Source organism: Rhizobium leguminosarum (assembly GCF_004123835.1).
GTDB lineage: Bacteria > Pseudomonadota > Alphaproteobacteria > Rhizobiales > Rhizobiaceae > Rhizobium > Rhizobium leguminosarum_M.
This window is the reverse complement of record NZ_MZMU01000022.1, coordinates 106,509-122,207: the sequence shown is the minus strand read 5'-3', so window position 1 is coordinate 122,207 and position 15,699 is coordinate 106,509. Positions and strand designations below refer to the sequence as shown.

Sequence of the window (15,699 nt, the reverse complement as noted above, 5' to 3'; positions counted from 1 at the left end):
CTCTAACTATTAACTTAGAACAGGATTCAGATTTTAGGCCGACCCGGCCTAAAATCATCCTGTTCTAGCGCCTCGGTTCCCCAGATTTCGATCTGGGTCAGCGCCGGATAGGGCGAGGCGTCCTCGGCCTTGATCAGACCGTGCAGTTCCACCCATTCGACGATGCAGGGCTCTATCGGAAAGGCCTGGGCGGCGCCTGATTTCACCAGCGGAAAACAGGAGGTCTTGCCGTTCGAGAAGGTGAGGCTGACCTTTTCCCACCAGGAATCGTGCGGAAAATCGGCCCGAAGATAGAAAGCGATCTCGTCGATCCTGACCGGCCTGCCGAATTCTACCGTCAGTGCTGCTTGCGGATCGCGATTGATGCCCCAGCTCGTATAGGGCCAGAAGCCGTGATCGTCGTTGGCCTTCTCACCGTCGATCGCGTTGCGCGCGGCAAACACCGCTTCGCCCCGGGTCTCGACATTGGCGCGCGCATGCGGAAACAGCGTCCGATTGGCGTGATCGTCCCAGGGGTTCAGGGCGAGATTGCGCCGATGGACGATCTCGTCAAGGCGTGTGCTTCGCGCTGAAAGCCGGTGGATATCGCCCCTGAAGGCATTCGGCGAATAGGGCTTGCGTTTGTCGCCGAAGGGTACGGCGAGCGAATAGGCGCATTCCTTCATATAGACCAGGCCGGGTTGGATCGCGCCATCAAGGGCGAGGAAGACATGCCCGGGCTCGGAAACCTCCACGACCACGCGATCGCCTTCGCGATAGCTCTGGCGATAGACCAGGAACGTCTCGTCCCGGCCTGTGGAACTCGCCAGCAACGCCCCATCGGCATCCACGATCTTCAGTGTCAATTCCATGCTCGCCCTCCTCATACGATCCGCAATCTCAGAAGCCGGCCGGCAAACGGCACGCGCAGCCGGTAGATTTTCCCGGGCCAGGCCGATCTCAGCCGCGCGTCCTCCACGCCGTTTTCGTCGATTTCGATCTCGCCGCCGCCATCGACGAAAATGCTGCCGAGGTCGGCGAGATCGATCCTGTCCGGGGTGACGGTCGGCGCCACGCATGTCATCAGCGACAGAACCGCCGGCTCGCCTCCGTCATAGCTGTCGACGATCTCGACATGGCGCCCGCGCAGCAGCGAAACGACGCGCCGATAGCTATGCAGCTGCGCTTCGGGGGGATAGGCGCCTGATATATCGAGCGATATGCGCGCGTGCTCCTCGTCAAACTCGACCTCGACGTCGCTCGCGCCGAATGTTTCGCCGGCCGACTGCATGACGTCTGCGAATGTCGGCAGGTTGTGGAACGCCGACTGCATCGTCCAGATCTCGTAGCGCCGCGCCGAAAAGGTCTTTGCGGTATAGGTCTCCACCCCGACATCGATCAGGAACGGACGTCCGTTCTTGTAGAGCGTCACGCTCCCGACATCGTTATGATTGTGGCCCTCGCCATTATTGCCGCCCTTGACCGCAAGCGAAAATTGCTCGTCGCGGGCGATGAACAGGCCGATGCCGGGATAGAAGATATCGCGCCCGGATGCAGGATGTGGCTCGACGGCGGCAGGGATTGCAGGGGCGACCAGCAGTTCCTGCACGCGATACCAGAGGTTCCATTCCCCGGGCAGGTGGGGATTGTCGGAAGCGGCTCTGTCGGCTGCAGCGAACTCAGCCAGCATCTCGGAGCCGACCGCCCGTCCGAACAGGTATTCCCGCGCGCTGCAGGGTTCGACCACAGCGGAGGAATCCGCGAAGTTGAAATAGTGGCGGCCGGCCACATGCATGTGAGCGATATATTCGGCCATGTTGCGGATCTTCGGCTGTTGCCAAAATCGGCCGAACAGGCCCGGCGCCACCCTATCCAGGATGGTCAAAGCCCCATGCAGGCAGAGCGCGGCGTGGCGATAATAGAGCACGCCCTCCTCGCAGGCGCCGTCCTCGGCATAGTCCTTCAGGAAGGCGTCGAGGCTGCCGAGCGCCTTTTTGACGACGGCGTGACGCGTGGGCTGATCTGTCCTCAGGGAGAAGACCGTCAACAGGACGTTCTGGCTTATCCAGGCCGTCCAGTTGTTCATACGCTCCTCACCGCGGCCCATCCACCAGAAGTGCCGACCGAGATAGGGCGAGAGGATGCGGATCTCGATCTCGCGCTCGACGCGTGCCGTAATCTCGGGGCTCATGCCATCGAGCTCGTCGCGAAGCAATGCGACGACGGTGGCAAGCAGGGCGGCCGTTTCGGCGGCGAAGAGATCGACGACAGGCTGCGAAGTGTCAGGAAGCGGCAGGCGTGCGCCGCTTCGTTCATAGGCGTTATGCGCCGGAAGCTGCCAGCCGCTCTCCTCCGCAATGAGGAAGATGCCGTCGACGATCTTCGGCAGGAAGCGCGCCCCGCCTTCGATGAGTTCGCCGAGCACCAGATTGTTGAGCATCCGGCGGCGCGTGAAATAGAGTGCCTCGAAGCGCGCGCGGTCGCCTGTCGCGGTGAACTCCCGGTAGTCTGACGCCGTAATCAGCGGCCATGCGCGCGCAAGCGTCTCTTCGGCCTCGCCAATGACCAGCTCCCGTACCGCCTGCGGCACGGAGTTCCATCTGGGGCGATCGGAGCCGACCGCCCCGGGCGTGAAGTCGCCCAGCACATCCGGGAGCTCCTTTGAAATCTCGCTGAACATATCCCTCCCCGCATTGGAAAAGCATCGATGAGCGCTTGGTTCTCATGCTCACCTATCATATGTGTTTTGCGCTTTCCATGAAATTCGTATGATCTATTTAGAACTTGTTTGACCAATAACGGATATGTGCTATGTGGTTGCGGGAGGAAGAGGAGGCATCGGTGTCCCTATCGAATTCGGTCATCGCGGCGGATGGCGCTCCGGCAACTTCTCGTCGGAAGGCTGCGGTCTTGTCCAAGCGGCAGCGCAGGATACGCAGCGCGCTCGTCGCCTACTCCTTCATTGCCCCGAATTTCATCGGCTTTGCCGTCTTCACGCTCGGCCCGATCCTGTTCGCCTTCGCGCTCGCCTTCATGCATTGGGACGGCTCGAATGCGATCACCTTCGCCGGGCTGGATAATTTCTGGCGGCTCTTCGAGGACAAGGCCTTCATCGCGGCGTTCTGGAACACGGTGATCTATACGGTCGCCTCCGTGCCGGCGACGCTCATCTGTGCGCTCGGCCTCGCCGTTCTTCTCAACCAGAAGATCGCCGGGCGCGACTTCTTCCGCACGGCGATGTTCTTTCCCTATGTCGCTTCGCTGGTGGCCGTCGCGGTTGTCTGGAACATGATCTTCAATCCCGAGATGGGACCGGTGAACATGATCCTCTACACGCTCGGCCTCGATCCCAAGAACATGCCGGGATGGGCGGCCGATCGCCACTGGGCGATGGTGACCGTGATCCTCTTCGGCATCTGGAAGAACATGGGCTATTACATGGTCATCTATCTGGCCGGCCTGCAGGGCATCAATTCGGAGCTCTATGAGGCCGCCGATCTCGATGGCGCCAATTCCTGGCAGAAGTTCATCCATGTCACCGTGCCGCAGCTTGGGCCGACGACCTTCTTCGTCACCGTGATGCTGACGATCCAGTCCTTCAAGGTATTCGACCAGATCTACATGATCACCCAGGGCGGGCCCGGCACCTCGACGCTCGTCCTCGTCTACCACATCTATAACGAGGCCTTCATTTCCTGGGATCTCGGCTATTCCAGCATGGTTTCGCTGGTGCTGTTCTTCCTCGTGCTCGCCGTCACCGTCTTCCAGTTCCACCGCCAGAGGGAGGACGAGGCATGAGGATCGCCGGGCGCAAGGTGACCGTCAGATCGGTCGCGATCTACGCCATCGTCATCGCCGTCACGCTCATCATGCTGATGCCCTTTGCCTGGATGCTTTCGGCATCCCTGAAGCTCAGCCGCGACGTATTCGCTTTCCCGATCGAGTGGATACCGTCGCAACCGCAATGGCAGAACTACGTCGACATCTGGACAAAGATCCCGCTTGCGCTTTTCATCTACAATACCTCGAAGCTGACGATCATCGTGACGCTGCTTCAGTTGCTGACCTCAAGCTTTGCGGCCTACGCCTTCGCCAAGCTGAATTTTCCCTACAAGAACACCCTGTTCCTCGGCTATATCGCCACCATCGCCATGCCCTGGCAGGTCTATATGGTGCCGCAATTCCTGCTGATGCGCGAATTCGGCCTCAACAACACGCATCTGGCGCTGATCTGCCTGCAGGCCTTCACCGCCTTCGGCGTCTTCCTGATGCGGCAGTTCTACATGTCGATCCCGACCGAACTCTGCGAGGCGGCCCGCATCGACGGCATGAACGAGTATCAGATCTGGGCGCGCATCATGCTGCCGCTGTCGAAGCCCGCGCTCTCGACGCTGACGATCTTCACCTTCGTCACCACCTGGAACGATTTTCTCGGGCCGATGATCTACCTCACCAAGACTGAGCTGAAGACTGTCCAGATCGGACTGCGCATGTTCATCTCGCAATATTCGGCCGAATACGGGCTGATCATGGCGGCCTCCGTCGTCGCCCTCATTCCGGTTCTCGTCGTCTTCCTCTCTCTCCAGCGCTTCTTCGTCGAGGGCATCGCCTCGACGGGACTGAAGGGTTAAATCCATGAACGCTGTCTCGTCCGTCGCCCCGCAGCCGATCACCGATCCGGAGGTCAAAGCCGCGCTCGATCTTGCCGTCGAGCAGATCAGGCGCAACCTCCCCCAGTTTACCCATGCCTCACAGAACCATTCGAGTGTCGGCAATTTCTATCCCGCAGTGGCGAACGACCAATGGACCGCGGGTTTCTGGCCCGGAGAGCTGTGGCTCGCTTTCGAGCATAGCGGCGAAGCGGTTTTCCGCGATGCCGCGCAGATCCAGGTCCAGTCGTTCCTGCATCGGATCGTGAACCGCATCGAGACTGATCATCACGACATGGGCTTTCTCTATTCGCCCTCCTGTATTGCCGCCTGGAAGCTCGTCGGAGATGAGGATGGCCGCAAGGCCGCCATCCTGGCCGCCGACCAGCTGATCGAACGCTTCCAGCCGGTCGGCCAGTTCATCCAGGCCTGGGGCCACAAGGGCAAGGCAGAAGAATACCGCTATATCATCGACTGCCTCTTGAACCTGCCGCTCCTCTATTGGGCAAGCCGCGAGACCGGCGATCCGAAATATCGCGAGATCGCGCTCACGCACGCCCGCACCACGCTCGCCAATTCGGTGCGAGCAGACGATTCTACCTACCACACCTTCTACATGGACCTGGTCACGGGCGCGCCGGTGCGCGGCGCCACCAAGCAGGGCTACAGGGACGACAGCGCCTGGGCGCGCGGCCAGGCCTGGGGCATAGCAGGCATGGCGCTTTCCTATCGTTATGAGCGGCTCGACGAATATCGCCAAACCTTCGAACGGCTGCTCGCCTTCTATCTCAACCGCCTGCCGGCCGACATGGTGCCCTATTGGGATCTCGTCTTTTCGGACGGCGACGGTGAGCCGCGCGACAGCTCGTCGGCGTCGATCACCGCCTGCGGCCTTCTGGAGATGGCCGATCTCGTCGAGCCGGAACCAGCCGCACGCTATCGTACGCTGGCACGCCGCATGATGAAGAGCCTTGCGGATCATTATGCGGTCAAGGATCCCACTGTCTCCAACGGCCTGGTACTGCACGCCACCTATTCGAAGAAATCGCCGTTCAACACCTGCCGCGGCGAGGGTGTCGATGAATGCGTCTCCTGGGGAGATTATTATTACATGGAAGCTTTGACGCGCCTTTCGCGCAGCTGGTCTTCCTATTGGTGAATTCAGGAGAACCCAATGGCCAGCATTTCGCTTAAAGAGCTGAACAAGAGCTACGGTGCGCTCACCGTCGTCCACGACATCGACCTCGAGATCGCAGACAAGGAGTTCATCATCCTGGTCGGCCCGTCGGGCTGCGGCAAATCGACGACGCTGCGGATGATCGCCGGCCTCGAGGAAATATCGGGAGGAGAGCTCAAAATCGGCGGCGACGTCATGAACGACGTTCCTTCCAAGGACCGGGATATCGCCATGGTCTTCCAGAACTATGCGCTCTATCCGCATATGACCGTCTACAAGAACATGGCTTTCGGGTTGCAGCTCAGGAAGGTGTCGCGCGACTTCATCGATGCCCAGGTGCAGGACGCCGCCAGAATCCTCGACATCAGCCATCTCCTGAACCGCAAGCCGAAGGCGCTTTCGGGCGGGCAGCGCCAGCGCGTCGCGCTCGGCCGCGCCATGGTGCGCAATCCGGCCGTCTTCCTTCTCGACGAACCGCTTTCCAATCTCGACGCCAAGCTGCGCGGCACGATGCGCTCCGAAATCACCAAGCTGCACAAGCGCCTCAATGCCACCTTCATCTATGTCACTCACGACCAGGTGGAGGCCATGACCATGGCGGACCGGATCGTCGTCATGAAAGACGGGCACATCCAGCAGGTCGACACGCCGCAGAACCTCTATGACCGCCCCGTCAACATGTTCGTCGCCGGCTTCATCGGCGCACCGCAGATGAACATGCTGCCCTCGACCATCCTGCGCCGAGGCGATGGCTATGTCGTGGTATTCGACGGCACGGAATTGCCGCTGCCCGCCCATTTCGACAAGGGCCGGATCGCGCTCTATGAGGGTCGCGAACTGGTGCTCGGCATCCGTCCGGAGAATTTCCACGAATTGCCGCCGGCCGACATTCCGCCCGAGAATCTGGCGCCGCTCAAGGCGGTGGTGGAGCTTGCCGAGCCCATGGGTTCGGAAGTGCACCTGAATATGGTCGCGGGCGGGCGCAATCTCATCGCCCGCGTCTCACCGCGCTACCGGCCCGATATCGGCGAGGAGGCGACGCTGGTCGCCGATATGAGCAATGCTCAGCTGTTCGACAAGGAAACGGAACGCTCGATTCTATACTGAGATGCCTGCGGGAGATGGCTATGCAGTGGTTGCGGGACATGTGGACGAGGGAGGGGCCGGGCATTCCGAAGGATGCTCCGAAGAGGGCCGGCCTTGCCCTGTTTGCCGAGATCCTCGTCCGCGAGTGGTGGGAGATGGTCAAGCTGAACATCCTCTTCATCCTGGCCGCCCTCTTCGTCGTGACCCTGCCGGCAGCGCTCGCCGCCATGGCCCGGGTCTCGGTCGCCTTGGTGGAAGATCGCAACACCTATCTGCTACGGGACTTCACGGAAGCTTTTCTGCGCTACTTCTGGCGCGCCACCGCCTGGGGCCTGGCGTTGGGCAGCGCGCTCGCAATCGGCCTCTATGCGATCCTCACCTATGCCGCAGGCGCACGCGACAACCTATTGCTGAGCGCACCGCTGACGATCGCCCTCGTCGCAACTGCCTATGTCGCGGTCCTCGCCTGCCATCTCATCATTCTCATGGTGATGCGCGATCTGCCGGCTCTGAGGCTGCTGCGCCTGGCCGCGCTCGCCTCCCTCATCCGTCCGCTCCCGGCGCTCGCCGCCCTCGCCTTTACCGCCAGCCTCTGGCTGGCGCATGTCCTCTTCTATCCGGTTTCGGTGTTCATGCCGGCAACCTTCAATTTTTCACTCGGAATGTTCGCCGTCGCATTCGGCGTCCATCGGGCGGCGGTGACGGTTCTAGACCTGCCAAACGCAACACAGCCGCACCGCGAACCGCATAGACGAGACGCTTCATAAAATAACTGATCCAGAGATGATCCAGGGAAGGAGAACGGGAATGTATTTGGATAAATTCGGGGGGACGGTGAAACTTGCCGTGGCAGGTTTCACCTTGGCGGCGATGACGGCCGGGGCAGCGCTTGCCCAGGACGCCGTGACGCTCAAATGGGCTTTGTGGGACTGGGACAAGACCGCCTATTACAAACCGCTGATCGAGGCCTATCAGGCCAAACACCCCAACGTGAAGTTCGAGCCGATGGACCTCGGCTCGCAGGACTATCAGCAGATGATCTCGACGCAGCTGACCGGCGGCTCCAAGGACATCGACATCGTTACCGTCAAGGACGTGCCGGGGTACACCAATCTGGTGCGCGCCGGCAACATCGCCGATCTCAGCGGCTTCGTGAAGGATCAGAAGATCGACCCGGCTCCCTATGGCGGCCTGATCGAGGAGCTGACCATCGATGGCAAGATCTATTCGCTGCCGTTCCGCTCCGACTTCTGGGTCGTCTATTACAACAAGGACATATTCGACAAAGCCGGCGTCGCCTACCCCACCAATGACATGACCTGGGCGCAGTTCGACGAGACCGCCGAGAAGCTTTCAGGCGGCATGGGCACCAACAAGACCTACGGCGCGCTTCTGCATACCTGGCGCTCGACCGTTCAGCTGCCCGCCATCCTCGACGGAAAACACACGCTGGTCGACGGCGACTACGGCTTCCTGAAGCCCTGGTACGAGAGGGCGCTGACCCTGCAGAAGGATGGTGCGATTCCCTCCTATGCCTTCCTGAAGACCTCGAACACACATTATTCGGCGCTCTTCTTCAATGGCACGATCGGCATGCTGCCGATGGGAACCTGGTTCGTCGGCACCCAGATCACCAAGGTGAAATCGGGTGAATCGAAGAGCAAGAACTGGGGCATCGTCAAGTTCCCGCATCCCGACGGTGTGGCAACCGGCACGACCGCTGCGCAGATCTCGGGCCTGGCGGTCAACGCCAATTCCGTTCACAAGGAGGCCGCGCTCGATTTCATCAAGTTCGTCACCGGTCCTGAGGGCGCAGCAGTTATCGCGTCGACGGGCACCTTCCCTGCGCTCAAGACGGATGATGTCAGCGCCAAGATCGCGGCAACACCCGGCTTTCCTGAGGATGCGGCCAGCAAGGAGGCGCTGAAGCCGTCGAAAACCTACCTGGAGATGGCGGTCAACCCGAACGCCGCCAAGATCGAGGTCGTGCTCAACCGTGCGCATGACGCGATCATGACCGACAGCACCTCCGTCGATGACGGGCTGAAGGAAATGACCGAAGGCGTGAAGGCCATCAAGTAAGCGTCAAGAAATGTCGACGGCCGCGGGGAATATCTGCCCGCGGCCGATCCTGCTTTCATGAGTTTCGAGCCTGCCAATGATATATGATCCCGCCCGGGCCAATCCGCTTTTCGGCAATCCCCTAAAGACACGCGACGACCTCGCCAAGGCCGTCACCGATCTCTTCGAACCGCTGCTGCCGTATTTTTCCGAAGGCGGCGCCCGTGTGCGCCTCGGTGCGGCCGGCGCGATCTTCGATCGGGCGGCGGCGGATCTGGAGGGATTTGCGCGGCCGCTTTGGGGGATCGTTCCGCTCGCTGCCGGCGGCGGCGCGTTCCCGCACTGGCATCTCTATCGCCGCGGGCTGGCAAACGGCACCAATCCCGCTCATCCCGAATATTGGGGCGATCTTGCCGACCGCAATCAGCGGCTGGTCGAACTCGCCGCCGTCGGCTTCGCCCTGGCGCTCGTGCCCGAGCACATCTGGGAACCGCTTGACGACAGCGAGAAGAAGACGGTCGCTGCCTATCTTCTCAGAGCGCGCGAGCTGGAATTCATCGACAACAACTGGAAATTCTTCCGTGTGCTCATCGACCTCGGGCTGGAACGCGTGAGCGTGGCGTTCGATCACCGGAAAACCCTCACCTATCTCGACGAGCTGGAGGCCTTCGACCTCGGAGAAGGCTGGTATCGCGACGGGCCGGTCCGACGGGTCGATCACTACATTCCCTTCGCCATGCATTTCTACGGCCTGATCTATGCGGTGCTGGCCAAGGGCGACGAGGCGCGCAAGGATCGCTTCCGCGATCGCGCGCGGACATTCGCCGGGGATATTCGCCACTGGTTCGGCCCCGATGGGGCAGCCCTTGCCTTCGGCCGCAGCCAGACCTACCGCTTCGCGGCGGGCGGTTTCTGGGGCGCGCTTGCCTTTGCCGGCGTCGAAGCGCTGCCCTGGGCGGAGATCAAGGGCTATTACATGCGCCATATCCGATGGTGGTCGGCGATGCCGATTGCCGATCGCGACGGCGTTCTCTCGGTCGGCTACGGCTATCCGAACCTCTTCATGAGCGAGAGCTACAACTCTCCCGGCTCGCCCTATTGGGCGCTGAAATTCTTCCTGCCGCTCGCCCTTGCAGGGAATCATCCATTCTGGACCGCCGAGGAGGCACCGCAGCCGGAATTTCCGGAACCGGTTGCGTTGAAGCCGGCGGGAATGGTCGCCATGCACACGCCGGGAAACGTGGTCGTGCTCTCCTCAGGGCAGCAGCACGACAAGATGCTCGGCGCGCACGAGAAATATTCGAAATTCGTCTATTCCACGCGCTACGCCTTCAACATCGAAGCCGACGACCGGAATTTCTCCGCCGCAAGCTTCGACGGCGTGCTCGGCCTCTCCGACGACGGCGTCCATTTCCGCATGCGGGAAACCCTCGAAGAGGCGCTGGTTGCCGGCGACCTTCTCTATTCGCGCTGGCGCCCCTGGAGCGATGTCGTGATCGAAACCTGGCTGCTTCCCGAAAACCCGTGGCACATCCGCATGCACCGCATCGCCACGCCGCGCACCCTGATGACCATCGAGGGCGGCTTTGCGATCGAACGCGCGGATTTCAATGCCGATCGCTCCGATGTAAGCGATGGTCGGGCCGTCTGGTACGGACAGACCGACGTCAGCGCGATCGTCGATCTATCGGCCAATCGAAGGGCCGGCCATGCGATGAGCCCGATACCGAACACCAATCTCATCCATGCCAAGACCCTGTTGCCGCAGCTGCGCGGCGACATCGGCACCGGAACCACCGTGCTGGTGACTGCCGCGATGGCCCTGCCCAGCCGTGAGAACTGGGTAAAAGCGCTTGAGAACCCACCTGCCAGCCCACGCCTCGACGAGGTGGAGCGGCTCTTTCTTGAGAAAGGTACCCGGGTGCCGGCATTCGACCTTCAGCTGTAACCTGAGGTTGGAAGAACAGGGTACGACAGAGGTGTACGGGCTTTCGGATTGCAGACGCCCATTGCAATCGACTTTGCATGACTTAAGTGATACTAAGATAGTTATCACCCATCTCACGTGAACAAAATGACCGAATCTCTCTTTTCCGAATTTCTCATGGTTGACCGGTCGACCGCCGCTGCCGAAGGGACCGGGCCATCAACTCGCCGCCGGCGCAAGGGCGCTCCTTCAGAACAGCCTTCGGATGAAACCACTCTGCGGGATGCGTTCACCGATGCCTTCCTGCAGACGCTGACGAAGCTGACCGTTGAGCGTTCCGCTGCTCCCGAGCTCGCCAAGCTCGCCAGGGCGATGGCGGATGTTGCGGTTGGCGATTCCGTGGTGATCCGTTTGAAACCCGATCTCCCGGAAGGACATCGCCGATCCGTCAAGACCTTCTTCCAGACGATGGTCCGCGTCAGCGGCTCGCTGGAAGAAAGCCGGCTGGAAGACGCGATCAACAAGCTCGCGGATGTTATCCTGCCTGATGAGCTTGGCGAGGCGCGCGGCGTGCTCGCAGCGGACAATCTGGAGCTCAGGGATCGTTTCATCGCTGAGGTGCCGCAGCTCACCAGCGCGGAGATCGGAAACCGCGCCGGCTCAAGCGCGAGAAACCTGTACGCGACTGCGGCGCGCTGGAAGAAAGCCGGCGACATTTTCTCCGTACATCATCGCGGCACCGAATATTTTCCGGCGTTTCAGCTCCGGGATGGACGGCCGCATCCTGCGATCAAGAAGGCGCTTGTGGCGCTTCCGGAAAACCTGTCTCCATGGCAGCGCGCGTTCTGGTTCGTATCAACGAACGGCTGGCTGGACGACAAGGCGCCCATGGATGCGCTTGACGATATCGACGCGGTGGCTGCTGCCGCGGCCCGTGAACGGCAAGAGGTCATTGGGTGAGCCACCCTCCTCTGCCAAGCCCGCCGTCGCCCTTTCCAACGATCAACATCCGGACGATCAAGGCAGGTACGGCGCTTCATCGAAGCCATCTGTCTTCGTTCCGGGCAGGGCAATTCAATCCCTGCAAGGGACAGCCGACGCGCTTTGCACCGTTCAACGACGCACACGGCAATTGTGTCGCGACGCTCTATGCGGCAACGAGCAGAGAGGCGGCCGCCTTCGAGTCGATCTTTCACGACATCGAACCGGCCACCGCTTTCAAGACCCTCCGGCTTGCTGTCGTCGAAGCGCGGACGGTGAGCGTCATCGCGCCAAAGCGTGATCTACGGTTGGCAAGCCTTTTCGCAGCCGATTTGAAAGCCTGGAAACTCAATCGAACGGATCTCATCGAAACGCCGAAGTCGACATATGGCGAGTCCGTCCTGTGGGCCGAAGCCATTCATCGGGCGCGCGCAGACATTGACGGGTTGATCTGGACGTCCCGCCAGCGCGACCCCGAACAATGCATCATCCTGTTCGAGGATCGCATGGCAGAGGACCGGCTCGATGTTGTTCAATCCATTGACGCCGGTGTGGATGCTGGTCTCCTTCTCGAACTGCGGGACTATGGGCGCCGTGCGGGCATCACGATCATATCTTAGCGCCAATGACGCTCGCTGACTCCGGAACCGTCACCAAAGCTATTCTCAAAAAACCAATGCGCGCTCAACGCCGCCGTCGCATAATATTTTCGAATTACTCAATAATTATATTTATATCTTCAACTAATGAATAAGAAAAACCCACTCTTCGCAACATTGCTGTATTGAAATCCGGCAAAGCGCAGCAGCATACTCAGCTTTCAGTTTCCGAGATCTTGAGAGGAGACCGCAATGCCCACCATAATGATCTATCACGACGTCAAAGACACGAAACACTGGCTCGCTTCACCCATCCGCAAACAGGTATTGGAACCCGTTGGCGTCACGAACATTCGCACGTTTACAGACCCTCAAACGTCCAACCGCGTCGGCTTGGTCATGGACGTTACAGACATGGAAAAGTTGATGGCCTTCATGCAGACCAAGGCAGCGGCCGATGCGATGGCGAGTGACGGCGTCTTGCCCGAGACCATGACGTTCCTCGTTCAATCGTAACACACATCTCGACGAGACTTGGAAATGCAACGCGGGAGGATGACATGACGACATTATTCGTGAGGCACGAGGTCTCCGACTACGCCGCCTGGCGCAAGATATATGATGCCTTTTCGCCAGTGCAGAAGGCCAATGGGGTGACGGCGCAAGCCGTTTATCGAGCCGTCGACAATCCGAACGATATTACCGTCACCCATGAGTTTGCCACGCTTGAAGCGGCTCAGTCGTTCATCAAGCTGGACGAGCTGAAGACGGCGATGCGCACGGGAGGCGTACTCGGCACCCCGACGGTGTGGTTTACCAACAAAGCATGAAATAGGGCCAAACGGCCTCCGCCGCTGCACAGCGGAGGCCAGGTTGCGGTCGCTCACATGACATGAAAGCCGAGTAGTTCGCTCTTGCGCCGATTGCCGACCTTGGTGGCAGTTGCAGGCGAACTGCGCAAATTTGTCCGAGTTCCTATTGTCCGTTCCTGATGTCGCGCAGAAGATCCAGGCCGCGCTGGTATTTTTCCGTTTTCTTGCCAGCTTGTTCGGCCTGCCGGAGATTATCTTCGAGATCGGCCCGTTTGACGGGCAAGGCCAGCGGGTTTGATGCCGCACGTCTGACGAAGTCGTCATCCGGCTCGTCCGGCCGCCGTGTCAGAGCATTCACCGCGGAGATGATCGCCGGCGGAAAGCCTTCTTCCCTCAGCCTGTCGAGCGTCCAGCCGCTTCCCTTCTCGACGACGTCATGAAGGTAAGCGACCGTTCGCGTCTCGTCACCGGAAACAAGAAGGGCTACCCGCTGGCAGTGCTCGAAGTACGGCCGGCCGGTTTTGTCCGCCTTACCTTCATGGGCTGTAAGAGCGATCTGGATGGCATGGTCGAGATGCTGCATGGCGATCACGGTCCCTCGGTCTTCCTGATCTTCCGCCGGGAAGGTTTTTCGCCCGTCGTCATCTCGATGTCAGGGACGGGAGCCACGGCGGCCTGAACAGGCCTCGCCCGTCGCCGATCGAGATCGCCGCTCTCACCGGCGCCTTGAAGCAGTGCCGCATCATCCCTTTCGTCTTCATCGAGCAGGTTCTGCAGCGTCTCATGCTCATTCGCGCCTGCCAGTTCGTCACAGGCTTGCAGCCAGTGGCGCTCGTCAGCGCCATCAGGGCGGCCCTCGGCCTCCCAGATCTCGTAGGCGCGCTGGCGTATCTGCTCGTGCTTGTCTGTAGCCATGATCTCCTCCAAGCGCATTTGGATGAGCCGTCCGAAGAGCGGCCCGGCCGCCTTCAGGGCGTGTTGATGGTTGGAAGAAAATCCTCCACCTGTTTGCGCTCGTCCTTTGAAAGCGTTTCCACCCGTTCCTTCCAGAACCGTTCGGCCTCCGGCGGATCCTCATCCCATTGGCGAACATCGGTGATGTTGTCGTCGATCATGGACCGGCGGTGGCCGCCGAGGCTGAGATATTCCATTGCAAGCTTCAGGCTTGGGGTTTCGGTGCCGCTGTCGCGACTTAACGCCGAACTCGCGTTGCGCCGGGCGGTCTCCAATGCCCTTTTACGATCGGTCTCAGCCCGTTCGGTATCGGCGGATCGCGCGTCGTCTGTGCCGCTCTCTGGCGGCACGTTGGTTTTGGAAGTCATCAAGGATCACCTTTCGATGTTGTGATCCAATAACCTCTGCAAACAGGGAGAGTTCCGCGCGCGTAGAGAATGATTTGAGCGGGTGACGAGCCGCGTCGCCCGGGGCGCCATCAATGAACGGCCATACTCACCATGCGATAAGGATGCACGGCCTCGAATTGCGAAATCATCGCCGTTGCCTGTAGCAGCACGCGCTCGGCATTTTCGGGATCGTCACGGGCGAGTTCGTCGGCGTTAATGCGGATCGCTTCAGCCATGTTGTTAGAAATTGCCGCAAAATGCGTATTACCTTCGACAAGCGCCTCACGCGCCGTATCCTCCAGCGTCCGCGCAATATCGACGAAGATTTCCTCGCGTTCCTCGATACTGAGGTCTTTGATCAGTTTGGTGTTCTCTTCCATGTCACTCACTCCTAAAGACGTGGGACAGTGACCGAGCTCATCAAGCCTCGGCCACCAAAGAACTAGGAATGCCGAAATCCGGATTCAAGCCTCAATGACATTCGCCTTTTATTCGAACGCAGGAGCCGATTGTCTGTTCCTTCTCGGGCGTTAGCAGTCACCGGCAGAGAGTGCCAATTTTTCTTTCGTCGCCTCTTGAAATTGCCGAACCATCGAACCAGATCATTCGCGCAAGGCGCGCGCGCGAACCTGCACCCGCCCGGATTGGTCATCCGGTCCGGCCAGGGGAACAACGTCATCACTGTTCATCGATGGAGGAAGACATGTCGTTCCGACCGCTTCATGACCGCATTCTCGTCCGCCGGGTCGATTCAGAGGAAAAGACCAAGGGCGGCATCATCATCCCTGATACTGCCAAGGAAAAGCCGCAGGAAGGCGAGGTTATCGCCGTCGGCCCCGGCGCGCGCAACGACGCCGGTCAGATCCAGGCGCTCGACGTCAAGCCCGGCGATCGCATCCTGTTCGGCAAATGGTCCGGCACCGAGATCAAGATCAATGGCGAAGACCTGCTGATCATGAAGGAAAGCGACGTGATGGGCATCATCGAAACCCAGGGCGAAAAGAGGCAGGCCGCCTGAGATCCCTGCGGACATCCGTCAACGCTGGAGCGCTTCAGCTTTTCATGGAAACGCAGAGCCGCTCCAA

18 protein-coding genes are annotated in these 15,699 nt (G+C 60.3%); 12 read left to right on the top strand and 6 right to left on the bottom strand.

The window, feature by feature from the left end:
* Positions 1-26 precede the first annotated feature (26 nt).
* Both B5P46_RS29290 and B5P46_RS29285 read right to left on the bottom strand, forming a co-directional pair.
* Positions 27-851 carry a carbohydrate-binding protein gene (locus B5P46_RS29290; protein WP_129421797.1) on the bottom strand — a complete coding sequence of 275 codons (825 nt, stop codon included), beginning with the start codon at positions 849-851 and terminating at the stop codon, positions 27-29.
* Positions 852-862: 11 nt separating this feature from the next.
* Positions 863-2,659 carry a heparinase II/III domain-containing protein gene (locus tag B5P46_RS29285; RefSeq protein ID WP_129421796.1) on the bottom strand — a complete coding sequence of 599 codons (1,797 nt, stop codon included), beginning with the start codon at positions 2,657-2,659 and terminating at the stop codon, positions 863-865.
* A gap of 131 nt (positions 2,660-2,790) precedes the next feature.
* Between B5P46_RS29285 and B5P46_RS29280 the strand changes: the two genes are divergently transcribed.
* The 11 genes from B5P46_RS29280 (at position 2,791) to B5P46_RS29230 (ending at position 13,289) form a co-directional block, all read left to right on the top strand.
* The gene (locus B5P46_RS29280; protein ID WP_129421795.1) at positions 2,791-3,777 is read left to right on the top strand and encodes a carbohydrate ABC transporter permease; all 987 of its coding nucleotides are present in this window, start codon (positions 2,791-2,793) and stop codon (positions 3,775-3,777) included.
* Positions 3,774-4,610, top strand: a complete 837-nt coding sequence (locus tag B5P46_RS29275; protein WP_129421794.1) for a carbohydrate ABC transporter permease — start codon at positions 3,774-3,776, stop codon at positions 4,608-4,610. The genes B5P46_RS29280 and B5P46_RS29275 overlap by 4 nt, the downstream gene beginning before the upstream one ends.
* A gap of 4 nt (positions 4,611-4,614) precedes the next feature.
* The gene (locus tag B5P46_RS29270; protein WP_129421793.1) at positions 4,615-5,787 is read left to right on the top strand and encodes a glycoside hydrolase family 88 protein; all 1,173 of its coding nucleotides are present in this window, start codon (positions 4,615-4,617) and stop codon (positions 5,785-5,787) included.
* Between the two features lie 15 nt (positions 5,788-5,802).
* On the top strand, positions 5,803-6,912 hold the full coding sequence (locus B5P46_RS29265; protein ID WP_129421792.1) for an ABC transporter ATP-binding protein: 1,110 nt from the start codon (positions 5,803-5,805) through the stop codon (positions 6,910-6,912).
* Between the two features lie 20 nt (positions 6,913-6,932).
* Positions 6,933-7,658 carry a YesL family protein gene (locus tag B5P46_RS29260; protein WP_129421791.1) on the top strand — a complete coding sequence of 242 codons (726 nt, stop codon included), beginning with the start codon at positions 6,933-6,935 and terminating at the stop codon, positions 7,656-7,658.
* A gap of 40 nt (positions 7,659-7,698) precedes the next feature.
* The gene (locus B5P46_RS29255; RefSeq protein WP_129421790.1) at positions 7,699-8,973 is read left to right on the top strand and encodes an ABC transporter substrate-binding protein; all 1,275 of its coding nucleotides are present in this window, start codon (positions 7,699-7,701) and stop codon (positions 8,971-8,973) included.
* A gap of 76 nt (positions 8,974-9,049) precedes the next feature.
* Positions 9,050-10,900 (top strand): DUF2264 domain-containing protein, encoded by a 1,851-nt coding sequence (locus B5P46_RS29250; RefSeq protein WP_129421789.1) that lies wholly within the window; start codon positions 9,050-9,052, stop codon positions 10,898-10,900.
* Positions 10,901-11,026: 126 nt separating this feature from the next.
* Positions 11,027-11,839: a hypothetical protein gene (locus B5P46_RS29245; protein ID WP_129421788.1), complete on the top strand. Its 813-nt coding sequence runs from the start codon at positions 11,027-11,029 to the stop codon at positions 11,837-11,839.
* The gene (locus B5P46_RS29240) at positions 11,836-12,480 is read left to right on the top strand and encodes an RES family NAD+ phosphorylase (RefSeq protein ID WP_129421787.1); all 645 of its coding nucleotides are present in this window, start codon (positions 11,836-11,838) and stop codon (positions 12,478-12,480) included. Before B5P46_RS29245 ends, B5P46_RS29240 begins: the two co-directional genes overlap by 4 nt.
* A gap of 231 nt (positions 12,481-12,711) precedes the next feature.
* Positions 12,712-12,975 carry a hypothetical protein gene (locus tag B5P46_RS29235; RefSeq protein WP_129421786.1) on the top strand — a complete coding sequence of 88 codons (264 nt, stop codon included), beginning with the start codon at positions 12,712-12,714 and terminating at the stop codon, positions 12,973-12,975.
* A 44-nt stretch (positions 12,976-13,019) separates the two neighbouring features.
* Complete coding sequence (locus B5P46_RS29230) at positions 13,020-13,289, top strand: cyclase (RefSeq protein WP_129421785.1); 270 nt, start codon at positions 13,020-13,022, stop codon at positions 13,287-13,289.
* Positions 13,290-13,434: 145 nt separating this feature from the next.
* On the opposite strand, the gene B5P46_RS29225 is transcribed toward B5P46_RS29230, so the two are convergent.
* From B5P46_RS29225 to B5P46_RS29210, 4 genes are all read right to left on the bottom strand, one after another.
* Complete coding sequence (locus tag B5P46_RS29225; RefSeq protein ID WP_129421858.1) at positions 13,435-13,854, bottom strand: HD domain-containing protein; 420 nt, start codon at positions 13,852-13,854, stop codon at positions 13,435-13,437.
* 5 nt (positions 13,855-13,859) lie between these two features.
* Positions 13,860-14,186: a DUF2934 domain-containing protein gene (locus tag B5P46_RS29220; protein ID WP_129421784.1), complete on the bottom strand. Its 327-nt coding sequence runs from the start codon at positions 14,184-14,186 to the stop codon at positions 13,860-13,862.
* Positions 14,187-14,239: 53 nt separating this feature from the next.
* Complete coding sequence (locus B5P46_RS29215) at positions 14,240-14,593, bottom strand: hypothetical protein (RefSeq protein WP_129421783.1); 354 nt, start codon at positions 14,591-14,593, stop codon at positions 14,240-14,242.
* Positions 14,594-14,703: 110 nt separating this feature from the next.
* Positions 14,704-14,994 carry a hypothetical protein gene (locus tag B5P46_RS29210; RefSeq protein WP_129421782.1) on the bottom strand — a complete coding sequence of 97 codons (291 nt, stop codon included), beginning with the start codon at positions 14,992-14,994 and terminating at the stop codon, positions 14,704-14,706.
* Positions 14,995-15,317: 323 nt separating this feature from the next.
* Between B5P46_RS29210 and B5P46_RS29200 the strand changes: the two genes are divergently transcribed.
* Positions 15,318-15,632: a co-chaperone GroES gene (locus B5P46_RS29200; protein WP_129421780.1), complete on the top strand. Its 315-nt coding sequence runs from the start codon at positions 15,318-15,320 to the stop codon at positions 15,630-15,632.
* Positions 15,633-15,699 lie beyond the last annotated feature (67 nt).

Bases quoted from the DNA above. Each gene is read 5' to 3' on its own strand.
- B5P46_RS29290 (WP_129421797.1), bottom strand. From the start codon at position 851: ATGGAATTGACACTGAAGATCGTGGATGCCGATGGGGCGTTGCTGGCG.
- B5P46_RS29285 (WP_129421796.1), bottom strand. From the start codon at position 2,659: ATGTTCAGCGAGATTTCAAAGGAGCTCCCGGATGTGCTGGGCGACTTC.
- B5P46_RS29280 (WP_129421795.1), top strand. From the start codon at position 2,791: ATGTGGTTGCGGGAGGAAGAGGAGGCATCGGTGTCCCTATCGAATTCG.
- B5P46_RS29275 (WP_129421794.1), top strand. From the start codon at position 3,774: ATGAGGATCGCCGGGCGCAAGGTGACCGTCAGATCGGTCGCGATCTAC.
- B5P46_RS29270 (WP_129421793.1), top strand. From the start codon at position 4,615: ATGAACGCTGTCTCGTCCGTCGCCCCGCAGCCGATCACCGATCCGGAG.
- B5P46_RS29265 (WP_129421792.1), top strand. From the start codon at position 5,803: ATGGCCAGCATTTCGCTTAAAGAGCTGAACAAGAGCTACGGTGCGCTC.
- B5P46_RS29260 (WP_129421791.1), top strand. From the start codon at position 6,933: ATGCAGTGGTTGCGGGACATGTGGACGAGGGAGGGGCCGGGCATTCCG.
- B5P46_RS29255 (WP_129421790.1), top strand. From the start codon at position 7,699: ATGTATTTGGATAAATTCGGGGGGACGGTGAAACTTGCCGTGGCAGGT.
- B5P46_RS29250 (WP_129421789.1), top strand. From the start codon at position 9,050: ATGATATATGATCCCGCCCGGGCCAATCCGCTTTTCGGCAATCCCCTA.
- B5P46_RS29245 (WP_129421788.1), top strand. From the start codon at position 11,027: ATGACCGAATCTCTCTTTTCCGAATTTCTCATGGTTGACCGGTCGACC.
- B5P46_RS29235 (WP_129421786.1), top strand. From the start codon at position 12,712: ATGCCCACCATAATGATCTATCACGACGTCAAAGACACGAAACACTGG.
- B5P46_RS29230 (WP_129421785.1), top strand. From the start codon at position 13,020: ATGACGACATTATTCGTGAGGCACGAGGTCTCCGACTACGCCGCCTGG.
- B5P46_RS29225 (WP_129421858.1), bottom strand. From the start codon at position 13,854: ATGCAGCATCTCGACCATGCCATCCAGATCGCTCTTACAGCCCATGAA.
- B5P46_RS29220 (WP_129421784.1), bottom strand. From the start codon at position 14,186: ATGGCTACAGACAAGCACGAGCAGATACGCCAGCGCGCCTACGAGATC.
- B5P46_RS29215 (WP_129421783.1), bottom strand. From the start codon at position 14,593: ATGACTTCCAAAACCAACGTGCCGCCAGAGAGCGGCACAGACGACGCG.
- B5P46_RS29210 (WP_129421782.1), bottom strand. From the start codon at position 14,994: ATGGAAGAGAACACCAAACTGATCAAAGACCTCAGTATCGAGGAACGC.
- B5P46_RS29200 (WP_129421780.1), top strand. From the start codon at position 15,318: ATGTCGTTCCGACCGCTTCATGACCGCATTCTCGTCCGCCGGGTCGAT.